Annotated in this window: 14 protein-coding genes; 5 read left to right on the forward strand and 9 right to left on the reverse strand. The window is 34.1% G+C overall.

Annotated features, from left to right (window positions below):
- The first annotated feature begins 1 nt into the window (after position 1).
- From DSM00_RS06335 to DSM00_RS06345, 3 genes are all read left to right on the forward strand, one after another.
- A complete protein-coding gene (locus DSM00_RS06335) occupies positions 2 to 691 on the forward strand; it encodes an LOG family protein (protein WP_128757180.1) in 690 nt (229 codons plus the stop codon).
- Positions 692 to 808: 117 nt separating this feature from the next.
- The gene (locus DSM00_RS06340; protein WP_128757181.1) at positions 809 to 3,640 is read left to right on the forward strand and encodes a gluzincin family metallopeptidase; all 2,832 of its coding nucleotides are present in this window, start codon (positions 809 to 811) and stop codon (positions 3,638 to 3,640) included.
- A 185-nt stretch (positions 3,641 to 3,825) separates the two neighbouring features.
- Complete coding sequence (locus DSM00_RS06345) at positions 3,826 to 6,237, forward strand: alpha-ketoacid dehydrogenase subunit alpha/beta (protein ID WP_128757182.1); 2,412 nt, start codon at positions 3,826 to 3,828, stop codon at positions 6,235 to 6,237.
- 9 nt (positions 6,238 to 6,246) lie between these two features.
- Here the strand turns inward: DSM00_RS06345 and DSM00_RS06350 are convergent, their stop codons facing one another.
- From DSM00_RS06350 to DSM00_RS06385, 8 genes are all read right to left on the reverse strand, one after another.
- Positions 6,247 to 7,773 (reverse strand): PH domain-containing protein, encoded by a 1,527-nt coding sequence (locus tag DSM00_RS06350; RefSeq protein WP_128757183.1) that lies wholly within the window; start codon positions 7,771 to 7,773, stop codon positions 6,247 to 6,249.
- Complete coding sequence (locus tag DSM00_RS06355; protein WP_128757184.1) at positions 7,766 to 8,284, reverse strand: PH domain-containing protein; 519 nt, start codon at positions 8,282 to 8,284, stop codon at positions 7,766 to 7,768. The genes DSM00_RS06350 and DSM00_RS06355 overlap by 8 nt, the downstream gene beginning before the upstream one ends.
- Before the next feature lie 55 nt (positions 8,285 to 8,339).
- Entirely contained in the window at positions 8,340 to 9,179 is an 840-nt protein-coding gene (locus DSM00_RS06360; protein ID WP_128757185.1) for a 1,4-dihydroxy-2-naphthoyl-CoA synthase, read from the reverse strand.
- 48 nt (positions 9,180 to 9,227) lie between these two features.
- A complete protein-coding gene (locus DSM00_RS06365; protein ID WP_128757186.1) occupies positions 9,228 to 10,067 on the reverse strand; it encodes a CvfB family protein in 840 nt (279 codons plus the stop codon).
- A 170-nt stretch (positions 10,068 to 10,237) separates the two neighbouring features.
- The gene (locus DSM00_RS06370; RefSeq protein ID WP_128757187.1) at positions 10,238 to 10,579 is read right to left on the reverse strand and encodes a DUF2853 family protein; all 342 of its coding nucleotides are present in this window, start codon (positions 10,577 to 10,579) and stop codon (positions 10,238 to 10,240) included.
- 74 nt (positions 10,580 to 10,653) lie between these two features.
- A complete protein-coding gene (menD, locus tag DSM00_RS06375; RefSeq protein WP_128757188.1) occupies positions 10,654 to 12,369 on the reverse strand; it encodes a 2-succinyl-5-enolpyruvyl-6-hydroxy-3-cyclohexene-1-carboxylic-acid synthase in 1,716 nt (571 codons plus the stop codon).
- A 30-nt stretch (positions 12,370 to 12,399) separates the two neighbouring features.
- On the reverse strand, positions 12,400 to 13,515 hold the full coding sequence (locus tag DSM00_RS06380) for a chorismate-binding protein (protein WP_128757189.1): 1,116 nt from the start codon (positions 13,513 to 13,515) through the stop codon (positions 12,400 to 12,402).
- Positions 13,512 to 13,943: a PaaI family thioesterase gene (locus DSM00_RS06385; RefSeq protein ID WP_128757190.1), complete on the reverse strand. Its 432-nt coding sequence runs from the start codon at positions 13,941 to 13,943 to the stop codon at positions 13,512 to 13,514. The genes DSM00_RS06380 and DSM00_RS06385 overlap by 4 nt, the downstream gene beginning before the upstream one ends.
- Positions 13,944 to 14,030: 87 nt before the next feature.
- Between DSM00_RS06385 and DSM00_RS06390 the strand changes: the two genes are divergently transcribed.
- Both DSM00_RS06390 and DSM00_RS06395 read left to right on the forward strand, forming a co-directional pair.
- Positions 14,031 to 14,675, forward strand: a complete 645-nt coding sequence (locus DSM00_RS06390; protein WP_128757191.1) for an alpha/beta hydrolase — start codon at positions 14,031 to 14,033, stop codon at positions 14,673 to 14,675.
- A gap of 254 nt (positions 14,676 to 14,929) precedes the next feature.
- On the forward strand, positions 14,930 to 15,661 hold the full coding sequence (locus tag DSM00_RS06395) for a leucine-rich repeat domain-containing protein (protein WP_128757192.1): 732 nt from the start codon (positions 14,930 to 14,932) through the stop codon (positions 15,659 to 15,661).
- Positions 15,662 to 15,742: 81 nt separating this feature from the next.
- On the opposite strand, the gene DSM00_RS06400 is transcribed toward DSM00_RS06395, so the two are convergent.
- Positions 15,743 to 16,762 (reverse strand): hypothetical protein, encoded by a 1,020-nt coding sequence (locus tag DSM00_RS06400; RefSeq protein ID WP_241652363.1) that lies wholly within the window; start codon positions 16,760 to 16,762, stop codon positions 15,743 to 15,745.
- Positions 16,763 to 16,950 lie beyond the last annotated feature (188 nt).

Below are 16,950 nucleotides of genomic sequence, written 5' to 3' on the forward strand. Positions count from 1 at the left end.
TATGAGAAATGAAAACAAGCCTAAGGGCTGGAATGAGATTAAAACAAATGATTCTTGGGCCCTATTTAAAATTATGGGCGAATTTGTAAGCGGTTTTGAAAAACTAAGTAGAATAGGACCTTGTGTTTCTATATTCGGAAGCGCGCGTACAAAACCAGATCAAAAATATTATAAACTGGCTGTAGATATTGCAGAGAAAATTGTTGATAATGGTTATGGTGTAATTACTGGCGGAGGTCCCGGAATAATGGAGGCCGGAAACAAAGGTGCTCACTTAGCCGGTGGAACTTCAGTAGGATTAAATATTGACCTTCCCTTTGAACAGCACGATAACCCATATATCGATGCAGATAAAAGTATAGACTTCGACTATTTTTTCGTTAGAAAAGTAATGTTTGTAAAATACTCTCAGGGCTTTGTTGTGCTTCCAGGAGGTTTTGGAACTTTAGATGAATTATTTGAAGCAATCACCCTAATTCAAACCCATAAGATCGATAAGTTTCCTATCATTCTGGTAGGTACCGATTTCTGGAAAGATCTATTAGCCTGGATACGTACTACCCTACTTGATTCTTTTAAAAATATAAGTGACGCAGACGTAGATTTAATTTATCTGGTAGATACAGCAGATGAGGTTTTAGAAGTTCTAAATAACTTCTATAACGAATATGAGTTAAGTCCTAATTTTTAATTTGTAATTAAAAAACCAAAAAGACAGCATTTGCGTTAAGTATGTACGTACTTAACGCAGTCTTTTAACGCATATTCAATTATCCCCTAATTTGACAATTCCTCAATACATCAACTTATGAAGACGTTTTTAAAAACGCTTCTATTTACACTCCTTCTACTTCCAATAGCATTGGTAGCACAGAACCGTATAAATATATCTGCACGATTATATGAGGATACAAAAACACTTGTGATCCAGCAAGAAATTTTCTTCGTAAATACATCTGAAGATTCACTAGAGACGCTTTTCTTTAATGACTGGGCAAATAGTTTTGCTTCAAAACAATCTAAGCTCGCTAAACGGTTTGCCGAAAATTACGATCGTAGATTTCATCTAGCATCAACTGAAGCCCGAGGTAGTACTAAAATAAAATCTATTTCTGACTCTCAATATCAATTATTAGATTTTAAACGAGTCAAAAAATCTGAAGATATTTTAGAAGTCAAATTAAAAGATGCTCTACCTCCCGGTGAAACGCAACAGATCTTTTTGAATTATGAAATACATATTCCAGATGCACGGTTTACAGGGTATGGAGCGTTAGATGATGGAGATTTTAATCTTAAATATTGGTTTATAGCTCCAGCTGTTTATGATGGAAGCTGGCAGTATTATAGCAACAAGAATCTCGACGATCTTTATATGGTCCCTACCGACTTTAGTATTGATATTTCGTTTAAAAAAGATTATTTACTCATAAACGAACTCAAGCAGAAACTAAATAAGATTACTGAAAGCTCTGAATACAAAACGGTCCATCTCGAAGGTGATAATAGAAATAATACTACAATATACTTCAGACAAAATTCAGATTTTCTAGAAACTGAAACCGATGCGGTTACGGTCATAACTAACATTAGCAACTCAAAAGTTATACCCGAAAGAGAATCATTAATCATCGATAAAGTTATAGGGTACTTAGATAAAAATCTAGGAGATTACCCGTTTGAGAAACTGGTGATTTCAAATATTGATTACAAAGAAAATCCGGTTTATGGTTTAAATCAATTACCCGATTTTTTCAGTCCGTTTCCTGAGGATTTTAAATATGAATTAAAAATTTTAAAAACAGCAATTAACAACTACGTTGACCGTACATTATTTATAAATCCCAGAAAAGATAAATGGGTCGCAGATGCTGTAAAGATGAATATAATGATGCGGTATATGGATGATTTTTATCCTAAATTAAAAGTACTAGGAACATTAAATCGTTACTGGATCGCACGGCAATTTAATATCTCAAAATTAGAATTTAATGATCAATATAATTTGCTGTACATGCATATGGCACGTTTAAATCTTGATCAGTCTTTAGACACACCTAAAGATTCCTTAATTAAATTTAATGTAAATATTGCAAATGCTTACAAGGCTGCCAGTGGTGTCAACTATCTTTCAGAATACCTTTCAGACACACTTATAAATAACAGCATTAGGGAATTTTATAATGAAAATCAGTTAAAGCTCACCAATCCCGGTATTCTAGAATCTAAAATAAAATCCAAGACTACTGAGAACTTAGATTGGTTTTTTAATGATTTTATAAAAACCCGAAAAAATATTGATTTTAAGTTCAATGAAGTCCATAAAAATGGTGATTCATTGACTATTCAGCTACGCAATAAAACCGGTATTTTGGTCCCTATTCCAGTATACGGAATGCAGGGCGATTCAATCGTTTCTAAAAGCTGGGTTAAGGGATTTAAAAAGGAAAAAGAAATTTCTATTTCTGCTGAAAATATAGATCGGGTTGCAATTAATGCAGAAGGATTTGTTCCCGAATACAATAGACGTAATAATTACAAAAAAATCAATCCATTTTTAGGTATAAATAAACCTTTTCAATTTAAATTGTTTCAGGACATTGAAGATCCTTCTAAAAATCAGGTATTCTTTATGCCGGTAGCAGAATATAATTTCTATGATGGTTTAAAGTTGGGTGCTAAAATGTATAATAAAACCTTATTATCTAAGAATTTTAGTTACAAAATAGAGCCTCAGTATGGTTTTAAATCAGATAAAGTTACAGGAAGCGCAGGCTTTACATATACTCAAAATTTAGAGGAAGGCAATCTCTTCGCAATACGCTATGGCATGTCTGGAGCTCTTTCCTCCTATGCGCCAGATGCACTTTATAAAAGATATTCCCCATTTATCACCTTTGCCTTTAGACCCGATGATTTTAGATCAGATAAACGCCAGTATCTTACTGTTCGTAACATAAACGTGTATAGAGATGAGTCTAACTTTATAAGCAATGAAGACCCCAATTATAGTGTCTTTAATGTACAATACTCAAACAATAGTCCTGGAGTGATAAATGCCTTAAGCTGGAACACTGACTTTCAACTAGCTCAAAAATTTAGCAAGCTTTCAATGACCGCAAAATACCGCAAAGTCTTTTTAAACAACAGACAATTTGATCTGCGGTTTTTTGGTGGGACGTTTCTTTATAACGATACCCGTTCAGACGGGGATTATTTCAGTTTTGCAACAGATAGACCTACAGATTATTTATTTAACTATAATTATTATGGACGATCTGAGAGCAGCGGTTTATTTAGTCAGCAATTGATCTTAGCAGAGGGTGGTTTTAAATCACAGTTAGATACACCTTTTGGAAATCAGTGGCTAACCTCAATTAACACCAGCACAACGTTATGGAATTTTATTCATGGTTATGTAGATGTAGGTTTGATTAAAAATCAGGGAGATCCTGCTCGTTTTTTATACGATAGTGGGATACGTACGGTTTTAGTAGAAGATTACTTTGAGATTTTTCTACCTATTCATTCTTCAAACGGCTGGGAATTAGGACAAAAGAACTACGATCAAAAGATACGTTTCATTGTAACTTTAGATATAGGCACAATGCTAAGTCTATTTACCCGAAAATGGTATTAAGCGTTTTGAGATATCCGAACGCCTTGGTTATTTAAATAAATTCAGTAAACCCTAATAATTATTGCTGATTATTGAAAGACCCGTAATTAAATGGGCTTTTATTAAAATATTATCATTTTATTACGAAATTATTGAATTGTGTTTAACGGGTTTTTTCCTTATTTTTGTGAAAATTCATTCAATATATGCACACTCAATCTGAGCCTACTTCTGAAATATCTTTTGAAGATTTTAAAAAAACAGTTCTAGAAGATTATAAAATTGCGGTAACGAGCCGTGAATGCAGCTTACTAGGTCGAAGAGAAGTTCTAACCGGCAAGGCTAAGTTTGGCATTTTTGGCGATGGTAAAGAAGTACCACAGCTTGCAATGGCAAAAGCTTTTAAGAAAGGTGACTGGCGATCGGGTTATTATAGAGATCAAACCTTTATGATGGCAATTGGTGAATTTACGATTGCCAACTTTTTTGCAGGATTGTATGCTCATACGAGTATTGAAAATGATCCAATGAGTGCCGGAAAGCAGATGGGAGGCCATTTTGGTACCCATAGCCTTGATGAAAACGGAAAATTAAAAAATCTTCTTGAGCAATATAATAGTAGTGCAGACATCTCTCCTACTGCTGGTCAAATGCCAAGATTATTAGGTCTTGCTCAGGCTTCAAAAATTTTTAGGAATGTTTCAGAAACTGAAAAAACAGGCCTATCAAATGATGGTAATGAAGTTGCCTGGGGTACTATAGGTAATGCCAGCACTTCTGAAGGTATGTTTTTTGAAACCATAAATGCAGCTGGCGTTTTACAAGTGCCAATGGTTATAAGCGTTTGGGATGACGATTATGGTATTTCAGTACACGCTAAACATCAAACTACTAAAGAAAATATATCTGAAATTCTGAGTGGATTTCAACGTACAGAGACCGAAAAAGGATATGAAATTCTAAAAGTTAAAGGCTGGGATTATCCAGCACTTATTGAGACTTTTGAGCGTGCTGGTGAAATTGCCCGTACAGAGCATGTACCTGTTATATTACATGTGACAGAGCTTACACAACCTCAGGGGCATTCAACTTCGGGATCTCACGAACGTTATAAAAATAGTGACCGTCTTCAATGGGAAAAAGACCACGATTGCAATACAAAAATGCGTGAGTGGATGCTTTCTAATCAAATCGCTACAGAAGAAAAACTTACAGAGATTGAAAAAGATATTAAACGTAATGTACGCGAAGGTAAACGTAAAGCCTGGGATGCATTTCTTAATCCCATCCGTGAGGAGAAAAAACAGGTAACAAATCTTCTAGAATCTTTAATTTCAGAAAGTAGCAACGGACAGTTTATTAAACCTATTTTAAAAGGTTTAGTTGATGAAAAAGATGCTTTAAAGTCTGATTTATTAATAGCTGCCCGAAAAGCACTACGATTTGTTTCTAATGAAAATACAGAAACTGTTATTTCATTAAGGAATTGGGTCTCTACTTATATCGAGAATGAACAGCCTAACTACAGTAAACATTTATATAGCGCTAATGATACTAAAGCTATAAATATTGAGGAAATTACTCCGGTATATGATGAGAAAGCAAAAGATGTAGATGCACGTGTGGTATTGCGTGATAACTTTGATGCAATTTTTAGCAAGTATCCTAACAGTTTAGTTTTTGGAGAAGATGCGGGTACTATAGGTGATGTAAACCAAGGTCTCGAAGGACTTCAGGAAAAATATGGCGAATTACGTGTAGCTGATGTAGGTATACGTGAAACAACTATTATTGGCCAAGGAATAGGACTAGCTTTAAGAGGCTTAAGACCTATTGCAGAAATTCAGTATTTAGATTACATACTATATGCTATATCTACACTTAGTGACGATTTAGCCACTTTACGCTACAGAACTCACGGTAAACAAACTGCTCCTGTAATTGTAAGAACTCGTGGTCATCGACTAGAAGGTATATGGCATAGTGGCTCACAAATGGGCTCATTATTAGGATTATTGAGAGGTATTTATATTCTTACGCCTAGAAATATGACTAAGGCTGCAGGATTTTACAATACGCTCCTTAAAAGTGATGAACCTGCAGTAGTTGTTGAATGTCTTAATGGTTATCGTCTAAAAGAACAACTACCGCTTAATTTAGGTGAATTTACAACGCCCATTGGTCAAGTTGAAGTAGTTAAAGAGGGTACAGATTTAACCGTTGTTTCTTATGGAAGTACCCTACGTCTGGTAATGCAAGTAGGTAAAGAACTAGAATCGTCTGGTATTAGTATAGAAATTATAGATGCACAATCTTTATTGCCATTTGATTTAAATCACGATACGGTTAAGAGTATTGCAAAAACAAATCGAATATTAGTTGTTGATGAAGATATGCCAGGAGGCGCATCGGCTTATTTGATGTCTCAAATACTTGATGAGCAGAAAGCATTTAAATATTTAGACAGCGCACCTCAAACATTAACTGCTAAACCACACAGACCAGCTTACGGTACTGATGGCGACTATTTTTCAAAACCATCTCCAGAAGATATTTTTGAAAAAATATATGAAATAATGCGTGAAACTAATCCGCAGAAATATCCTGCAATTAGATAAAGTTATATGCTACATCCAGGGTTGATGATCAATTTCAACCCTGAAGAGCGCATAATTAATTTGTTTTTGTACTTGATGTGAGGTCAGTGGAAAAGTCAAATCACCTCCTGCTGTATGAAAAGTATAATTGTAAAGATTTCTTTTTTTGTACCAAATAGGTTGATTTACAGTCACTGCTTGTAACTTGAATAATTCAATTATTTCGGTTTTTTGATTCCAAACCCCTTTCTTCATAATTACAAATTCCGGAGTTATTTCTAAAGAGAGTGCTCTATACCAAAAATATTGATAAGGTATAACGAGTGCCACGTAAATTATTGAAAGTATACTGGTAACTTCAATTAAATAATTAGGCACTATAAAAGATGCTACTACCCCTGTAAGAAGCAATGGCAATCCCGCCAGGACAATAAGCCTGAAATATAAATATACTGCAGGTGTAAAAATATATCCAGGCTTGACCTTATAAGTAAAAAGAAACTTCTTTACTTTTTCTACCTGAATACGTTCTAAACCAGGAATTCTAATTTTAGTTTTTGTTAGATCATTTTGACTGCTGGCGATTGCTATTTGTATTTCGTGCAGATTTAATCTTTTCTGAATAGGATTTGTAATAACCCGTAATAACTGAACACGCCTGGGTTTTAAACTAGTCTTTGTATTGGTTTTTAATCCCATTTCTAAATCCAGACTGTCGCTCGTTTGCTGAAGCTTTAAATCAAAATACTTGATAAATATTTCGATACAGGATATCAGAAGTCCCAAAAAGAAAATGCTTATAAATACAATTGCTGTTAGTGCAAATAATTCTATAGGTCTGCTATAGACTTCCAGATAACCGCGAACGTTATCTGTATAACCTTCATTTTGTAAAAAATCAAAATCACTAAGCTGTTGATATACAGAAATGACAAATATTAGGATTAGCCAAACTCCTCTAAAATAATTGCTCGTCAACCCTAATTTTAAAAGCGTTAATGGGGATAATCTATGCTCCCAGGCATTTGAAGGGTTAGAGATAAATTCTTTAATTTGAACATCATTTCCTCTGGTATCCTCACTATCTACATTTGCTACTTGCATCAAAACTTGCTGCAAGCTCTTCGCATCATTCTCCCTAAGTGCTTTGATACTTATTTCTTTGCCACTACTCCCTGCTGTGTCGAGAACTAAACTATAAACTCCTATAACGCGCTGTAATAAAGAACGCTTAAAGTAAACCTGTTGTATTTTATTAAATGGTATGGTTAAGCGTTCGGTACTAAAAACTCCTTTTTGAAGAACAAATTCAGAATTAGTATAATTAATATGAAACTTAAAACGAAGAAAAGCTACAATGCTATAGATCAACAAAAGCACAATAAAGACTCCTGCCCCTAAAAGGACTTTATTCAGAATTTCACCACTAATTCCTTTTATCAGAAAATAAACGAGTGCTGCTCCAAAAGCTCTAACGAACTTATATAACTGGGACAGGAATATTAAAATAACTCCCAGTTTAGATTGAATTTGTGGTTTAGAGAATGCTTTATTCATCTATGTCGCTTAGATGATTAGCGACTTTGTTTTTTAATTTTGCTGCAAGCTCTGGCGATAATCCGGGAATATCAATATCACTTCCAGAGCCACCAGCTGTAAAAATATTAAGATTAGAAATTTTGAAAAACTTGTCTAGCATACTTTCTGAAGTAGATATATGCTGAATACGATTAAATGGAATAATTGTAATCTTCTCAAATAAAAAGCCACGTTTAAATGCTATATCATGTTCTCTCAAAGCATATCCCATATTTTTCTGAAACATAAATTGAAAAAAGTATAGTAACCCAATTATTAAAATCACAACTATGCTTAGTCCTAATATTAAGCCACGGACTTCTGTAACTTCACGAAGGAGGTACAATCCTACAAACATCAAAAGTGATATAATTCCCAAAACAAGAAAAACCTTATACATCCGTTTTATAGACACCGGTGTATAGGTCATTTCTTGATATTCTGGTAAGGAATCGATGTCTACCGGAGCGTTTGTAAACTGATTTTCCATTTAAAATAAATTTGATGTGTATTCTAAAAATAATAGAACCTGATCAATTTATCACCTACGGAATCCATTTTTTCTCAAAATTGGGCTTTCTTTTTTCTAAAAATGCATTTCTACCCTCTTTTGCCTCTTCTGTCATATAAGCAAGACGTGTTGCTTCACCAGCAAAAACTTGTTGTCCTACCATGCCATCATCTGTAAGGTTCATAGCAAATTTGAGCATTTTTATAGAAGTGGGTGATTTTGCTAAAATTTCTTGTGCCCATTCAAACGCAGTTGCTTCTAATTCGTCATGCGGAATCACAGCGTTTACCATCCCCATTTCAAAAGCTTCCTGAGCAGAATAATTACGTCCTAGAAAGAAAATCTCTCTGGCACGTTTTTGTCCTACAATTTTTGCTAAATAAGCAGAACCATAACCACCATCAAAGCTCGTTACATCTGCATCGGTTTGCTTAAAAATGGCGTGTTCTTTTGATGCTAGTGTAAGATCACAAACAACATGTAAACTATGACCGCCACCTACAGCCCAGCCTGGTACAACTGCTATAACAGCCTTAGGCATAAATCGAATGAGCCTTTGAACATCAAGTATATTTAAACGATGATACCCATCATCTCCTACATAGCCTTGATCGCCACGTGCTTTTTGATCACCGCCACTGCAAAAACTGTAAATACCATCTCTTGATGAAGGTCCTTCGGCAGAAAGCAGCACTACACCTACAGAAGTATCTTCCTGAGCATTATGAAATGCATCTAATAATTCTGCAGTTGTTTTAGGTCTAAACGCATTACGCACATCTGGTCTATTAAATGCTATACGCGCTACACCATCAGCCTTTTTATAAGTAATGTCTTCGTATTCTTTGACCGTTTTCCAATCTGGTTCTTGCATGAGATTTATTTTATAAATGCCCTTGGGGGCAATACAATCGTGATTTAATTATGCGTTATTTTTAAGTTCAATTCCTTTTTCTGAAATTGTTATAACGCGGTCTTTATAAAGAGCGCCAATTGCCTTTTTAAATAGTTTCTTACTTATGCCGAAGTATGCATTAATATCTTCTGGCGAACTTTTATCGTGTACCGGTAAACTACCACCATTACGTTTTAATTCTTCGTATATAAATTCTGCGTTAGGCTCTACACTTCTATACCCTTCAGGCTGAAGAAGTATATCAATTTTATGATCTTCGCGTACCCGCTTTACATAACCGGGTAGCCTATCTCCTACTCGAATGTCTTCAAAAATTGCGTCTTTATGAACTAATCCTTGATATTTCTCATTGATAATTACGTGTGCTCCAAATTCTGAGAAATGTGACACGAGTAAATCAACTTTATCAAATTTTTCAACATCAATATCTTCATTTTTTAGAAACGTATTGAATTTTGAAGAACCCACCAGTCGGTTTGATTTCTCATCGAGATACATATAAATAAGATAGGAACTTCCTTCTCGCATATCTGTCACCTGATTTGAAAAAGGAACAAATAATTCCTTATCAATACCCCAATCTACAAAAGCGCCTATTTTTGAAACTGAAGTACATTTAAGGTAAGCAAAACCATTCTTTAAAATATATGGTTTTAACGTCGTAGCAACAGGTCGCTCTTCATTATCTAAATAAACAAAGACCTCAATCTCATCCTCAAGCTCAAATCCTTCTGGAGCATACTTTCCGGGTAATAAAACTTCGTTTTCATCTTCATCACGTAGATACAAACCTGGCGCTGTATCGCGATCAATTATCATTTTATGGAATTCCCCGAGTGCGAGCATAATCTTATTTTTGTGTTTTCAAAATTAGGAAAGTAATAGTTATTAAAGAACAGTATTGCTAAAGAATCGGCTTATTAAAATAGCATTATCAGAATAGGTTGTTGACATAAATAAAAAAGTCTGCTAATACAACCATTAGCAGACTTTATAGCTATTGAAGAGAAATGGGTTTATGCGTAAACTTCTTCTTTTCCAAAATGTTTCGTTAGTAGGTAATAAACAACCGCACGGTATTTATTTCGGTTAGATTTACCATAATCATCCATTACTTTGTGTAAACCTTCCATTAATTTAGGACTATCCTCAAGACCTAATTTTTTAATAAGAAAATTATTCTTTACAGTTTCTAACTCAGATTCACTACCTGCAGATACAGTTGAAGAATCTTTATTATAAATTGACGGTCCGCAGCCAATAGTAACTTTTGTTAGCAAATCCATATCCGCTTCGTGGCTTAATTTTTCTTTTAGATCTGCTGCATATTTAGCGATCATTTCATCCCTTTTACTCATAAGATACTAATGTGTTTAGTTGTTTTTAATTAAGTTTCCTAAATATACATAAAAATAGAAACTCTAAATAGACACTATCGGATATAACTAAAGTAACCTAGTAAAATCTGATCATTTAATGTACGTGGTGTTTTAATTTCTAAAAGAGCTGGTTTATGGGTAGTTGCATAAAATTTATCTTGAACGCTTTGTAATTCGCTTTCTGAACTTGCAACAAAATAATCTAAACCAAACATGGCGCACAAATGAGAAGCATCAAGGTCATGTATAGTTTCAAAATAGGTCTCAAAAACCTTTGAAGTTTTATCGCCGGGTAAAATTCTAAAAATACCTCCACCACTATTGTTTATAAGAATAATCTTAAAATCGGTAGGTATATAGGAATTCCACAACCCATTACTGTCATAAAAAAAACTGAGGTCACCGGTAATAAGTGTGGTAGGTAATTCGCTCCCTACTGCAGCACCTACGGCTGTGGATGTACTACCATCTATACCACTAGTACCCCGGTTGCAATATACTTTTAGAGATTTATCTATATCAAAAAGTTGTACATATCGCACGGTAGAACTGTTTCCTAATTGCAGTAAACTATCTGCTCTTAGTCTTGACAGCACCAAGTCAAAGGCTTTAAAATCACACCAGCCCATCTCTTTTATATAATCTTGGTGCAATGCATCTCTGCGTTCCCGTACTTGAAGCCAATTCTTTTGATAATCACTATCAGGTACTCGAATTCGATTTAAGAATTTTGACCAGAAGTAATTTACCGGCACCTTAAAGTGTTTATTTAGGCAAAAGTAAGTGTCATAAGCTTTTTTAGGATCTATATGCCAATGCTCTTCAGGTTGATACGTTCTTAGAAAAGCTTTTACTTTCTTAGAAATTATCATTCCTCCTAAAGTAATTAAGATTTCTGGCTGTAAATCTTTAAATCCTTGATCATCCAGCGAACCAATAATATTGTCTGTACGGGTAAAGAAGTTAGGATGATGCGTATTAGAAGTAGTTTCAGTAAACACAAGAACACTTGGATCTGATCCTAAAATATCTAAAAACTGTTGCTCAATAGTATTAGGCTGCAACACACCTATAAGTATCATTTTCCGTTTTGCCTTACTCCATTTTTCAGCAAATGGTTGTAAATGCTCATCTTGTAAAACAACCGGTTTAGTTTCCTGATCTAAAACGATAGGATCTACCAGTTTTTGAGTGGTTGTGTTATACAGAGGTTCGTAAAAAGGAACATTAATATGAACGGGACCTTGATTTACCAATGCTTTATTAAGTGCTTTATTAATCTCCTGCTGATTGTGTTTTGTCACCTCCCGTTGCTTCTGAATTAATTTTGGATCGGTTACGATCTCATCAGGCACATATTCAGAATACAAATTTGCAGAATAGAGAATGTGATTTTCAAAGACATTACGCTGTCTTATAGTTTGACCATCACCTATATCTATACGTTCTATAGGTCTATCTGCAGAAATTACAACCAGTGGAATATCACTATAATACGCCTCTGAAATTGCCGGATAATAATTGAGAACTGCACTTCCTGAAGAACAAATTACAGCAACAGGTTCTTGTAACTGTTGGGCAAGACCCAACGCAAAAAAAGCTGCCGAACGCTCATCTACTATACTATAAGTTTTCATTGCTGGATGTGCTGTAAAACCAATAGTTAATGGAGCATTGCGCGAGCCTGGTGAAATTACAATATGCTTTACTCCTTTCTCAAGACAAAGTAATACTACAGATTGTGCGACGGGTATGGTAGAATAATTCATTAGATCAAAAATACAATAAAGGCATTATGCTTAAAGAATACTTGCAATGGTTTGTGCTTTATTTACAGTTTCTTCCCACTCATTTACCGCATTAGAATCCTTAGTAATACCACCTCCAATGTATAAATTAGCTGCTTGATCTTTATATTGCATGCATCTAAGATTTACAAAAAGCTGAGTAGATTTTGAAAGGGTTTTATAGGCCAGGTTTTCGACATTACGTCTATTCCTAGGTTTTGATTTGTCTTGGAAAATGTTAAGCTCACCTAAGAAACCCGTATAAAATGACCTTGGATAATTCTCGTTATTGAATATGAAATTTTTAGCATCTTCCCGTGGAAAACCACAAACAGCCGGTGTAGGATGCAATGCTTTAAGTAGGGATTCTATAGAAACTTCTGCAGTAGAAAAAGTACCTGTAATGCGTGTCCTTAAATGTAATAAATCACCAGCTCTATGATTTTCTATGCCGTGTCGTTTAAAATTAAGAAGCTTAAAGTTTTCTAGATTAGATACGATCTCTCTCGTGACTAATTCCTGCTCTTCCTGCTCCTTTGCTCCCCATATAATATCGCCTGAGCTATAGGGTTGAGTGCCTGCTAGTGCTACCGTCTCAAATGATCTTCCATTAATAGATAGCAAGGATTCTGGTGTAGCTCCCAGCCACATCCCAACTTTAGGATGATACCATAAATAAACAAATGCCGTAGCATATTTAGATCCTAATCTCTTAAATGTATCCAGCGCATTAAAATCTTGTGTATCTATTTTTTGCTTACGCGAAATAACAACCTTCTGAAGATCTGAATGTATTATTCTATCTATTGCTTTTTCAACTAATGCGATATGACTATCCTTTTCAAATTCTGAAGCACGAACTGAAGATAGCTGCTTCGTTACAATGGTATCAAAATCAAAATCCTTAGCATAAGTAGGAGATCCGGGTAGGAGAATTGCCTCCTTCTCTGAATCAAAAGGAGCAAATACAAATCCTTGTTCTTCAAAAGTCCTCGTACGATAAACAGTATTTGTAGATTGAATGAGAATCCCTAATCTATTCTCATTAGGAAATTTATAAACTACAAAGGGTAAGTCCTCCTGTAGTTGTTTATTTACTATTGTGAAAATTTCTTCAGTGGTAATCATACTGCTTTTTTAGGCAACGCTATTGTGGTAAGCTTAACTATTGATATTAACTTATCTTCCTCATTAGTAATACGTATTTCCCAAAGTTGCGTAGTACGTCCTTTATGTAAGAACGTAGCTCGTGCATACACCATACCTTCAGAAATACTCTTTACATGATTTGCAGAAATTTCAATTCCTCTGATAAAAAAATTAGATTCATCGAGAAAAAACATACTTGCCGCACTTCCTACACTTTCCGCTAAAGCTACAGAAGCGCCACCATGTAACACTCCATCTGGCTGGTGCACTTTTGAAGTTACAGGCATAGATGCGGTAAGAAAATCATCTCCAATATCTATAAACTTGATATCAAGCGTTTCCATTAAGGTGTTTCTGCATATCGCATTGCATTTTGCAAGTGCTTGGGCTTTATTTTTTAATGACATAGTGTTGTTGAAATTGAAGTAACTACTGACTTAAAATATTTTATCAAGGAGAATCAGTTACTTTGTAAAGATACTTAAACCTTAATAATGCACGAAGAAAAAACAGTTTCCTACACCTCCCAAAATACGTACTACACGCTAAATAAACTAGCTGAGAAAACAACCAAAATATGGTTAGTTTGTCACGGTATAGGTTATTTAAGTCCTTACTTTTTAGAACACTTTAAAAAACTAGATCCAGAACGCAATTACATTATTGCCCCACAAGCTCCAAGCAAATACTATCAAGACAAGCGTTATAAATATATAGGTGCATCTTGGTTTACTCGACTAAATACAGAAATGGAAACACATAATGTCGTAAGATACCTCGACGAAGTTTATAATAACGAAATTAAAGAACGTATAAATAAAATTGAATTCATTGCGATGGGATACTCACAAGATGTTTCAGCTATCACAAGATGGCTTGCTAACTCCAAGATTAGTTGTGATCATCTTATTTTACATTCAGGATCTGTGCCTGAAGAATTTAACGAATCCTCGTTTGCAAAAATGAACTCAACCAAGATTACATTATTATACGGAATAAAAGATCCGTATATAAGTGAAAAGAAAATTGAAAACCAACTCAGTTACTTACATTCCGTTTTCAAAAAAGAAATAAACCTAATACCATTTAATGGAGTTCACGAAGTTCATGAAGAGAGCTTAATTGCACTTTCCGAATAAAAGCATTCCGATAAAACAACTACAAGATGTAGGATTTTTCCTAATTTCTAGAATCGTAAATCCGTAAAAAACACTTTTCATCTGCTAAAAATTAAATTGAAATTAAGCAAAACCTGTATATACAGTTATATTTTACAAGTAAATATCAACTATAATAGAGTCCAAAATTTATTTTTATGTATTTCAACGAATTTATATGTATTTAAAGGATAAGTGTATGTATATTTACGATGTAGAACACAAAAACAGATAATATGAAATCAATTCTTACTTTTATCGCAGTTGCTTTTTTAAGTTTTAATGCTGTAGCTGAAGTTGCTACAACTCAAAAAGAAGCTTTGATTGATTTATTTAACGCTACAAATGGTTCTGAGTGGAATACTACTTGGGATTTAAATGCTGATGTTTCTACTTGGTATGGTGTTCGAGTAATTAACAACAATGTTGTTGGTCTTAATTTAAGTATGAATAACTTAAATGGTGAGTTACCAGAATCACTAGGTAATCTAGAGTCACTAGTAACATTAGAATTGTTTTTTAACAAAATTGAAGGAGCTATACCTAATTCAATCGGTAATCTAAAAAACCTAAAAGTTTTAGTTCTTAATGGAAATATGCTTAACGGTAATTTACCTCAATCACTATATAAGCTAACTAAGCTTGAACAATTAATGTTAACCAGTAATAACCTTACTGGAAGATTAGATAATGAATTATCAAATCTTACTAACCTTAAAGTACTTAACTTATTTGACAATAAAATTGATGGAGAGTTTCCACTGGCAGTTTTAAAATTGAATAACTTAAAGGAACTAAACTTATCAAACAATAGTCTTTATGGAGCAGTTCCTAAAGAATTGAATAAGATGAAAAATTTAACTTCTATCGCTATTGCTCAAAACAACTTTGATACAAATACAGATGCACTAGCTTACGATACTAACGCAAAAAGTGTAATACAAAATACAATTGCTTCTAACGAATAAATGATTTCCCCAAATCAGAATTAGTTAAGTTGTTTAAAAGATCTGTCATTGACAGATCTTTTTTTGTTTAGAAGTTTACGCTTACTGTGCTGCTTTTTGCTTATTGATGGGCTTGACAACAAAGGGTGTAAAGAAATCCCAAGTAAGCCCTATAGATACTCTAGAATAACTATCTAAAAACCGGTAATTATAGTCGTCATAACCAAAGCTAAAGCGTGCCATTATTCCTAAATCCTTATCCCAAGGATATAAAATTGCACTGGTTTCAGAACGATAAATATCGGCGGATGGATGTACATCTGGATGTATAAATATTTTCTGCCCAAGACTGTAACGCATCTCTTTAAAATGTCCGGTAAATTCATATTCAGCTTCTATTTGATGTCTCCCATAGATTTTAATATCCTCCGGATTGTAGCCCCCAAACTGAAACATTCCCAAGAATCGATTGTGATAAAGCTGATAGGCTACTGTCAATGAATGCGATCGAGAAGGATAATTATCTTTATCAAAAGTATTTATTCTATAGTTTAGAGCCACTCGAGTAAGATTTGTAGAAAAATTACCAGAAGATCTATTTAACAACGCCGCTAAATCTGTGTTGTCGTCAATATCTTCATACAAACTCCTACTCTCTTCGCTGTTATCATCAAACGCTTCGCTAAATGCAGATTTACTTTGTCCATTAGAATAATGACCGGTTTCAATTGCTGCAGTTAAAAAATTGTTCCGTTGTGTTTTAATTATTGACTGCCATCCTATAAATGCTTTATAAGAAGGTGTTTTTACCGGTTTAGAATTCTCATCATAAATTCTTAAATGAGGTTGGATACTCAGATAAACTGCATCACCAGCGGTTATAGTGTCTCTATTTAATGCTTCTCGTATATCGTTATAAATACTATAATAAACGACAGGTTTTGCTTCAAGAAGAATTGTTTCATAGGGATTGTTACCACTACCTGCAGCCAGAAATGGACGTTCAGATATGGGAAAGTAATTTTTAAAAACACTACGCTCCTCTTTTTGGGCGTGTAAAAGATAGCCACCAAAACTATTAATTAAGGCTACATATAAAATGATACGTTTGTGGAAATTCATTGTTGGAGTTTAGGGATTTACAGAATAAATTAAATATCTAATTATTTCACAAAACTACTATCAAGTATCCTAAAGCTAGCTTCGGAATATAAATATTTTGAAACAAAACAATTAGTGCAGTGTCTTTATGGTATCTTTTATGATCATAATATTCGGTATACATCACTTAATGATTATATAATATCTGT

Origin of the sequence: Leeuwenhoekiella aequorea, assembly GCF_004104375.1 — a bacterium.
GTDB classification, from domain to species: domain Bacteria; phylum Bacteroidota; class Bacteroidia; order Flavobacteriales; family Flavobacteriaceae; genus Leeuwenhoekiella; species Leeuwenhoekiella aequorea.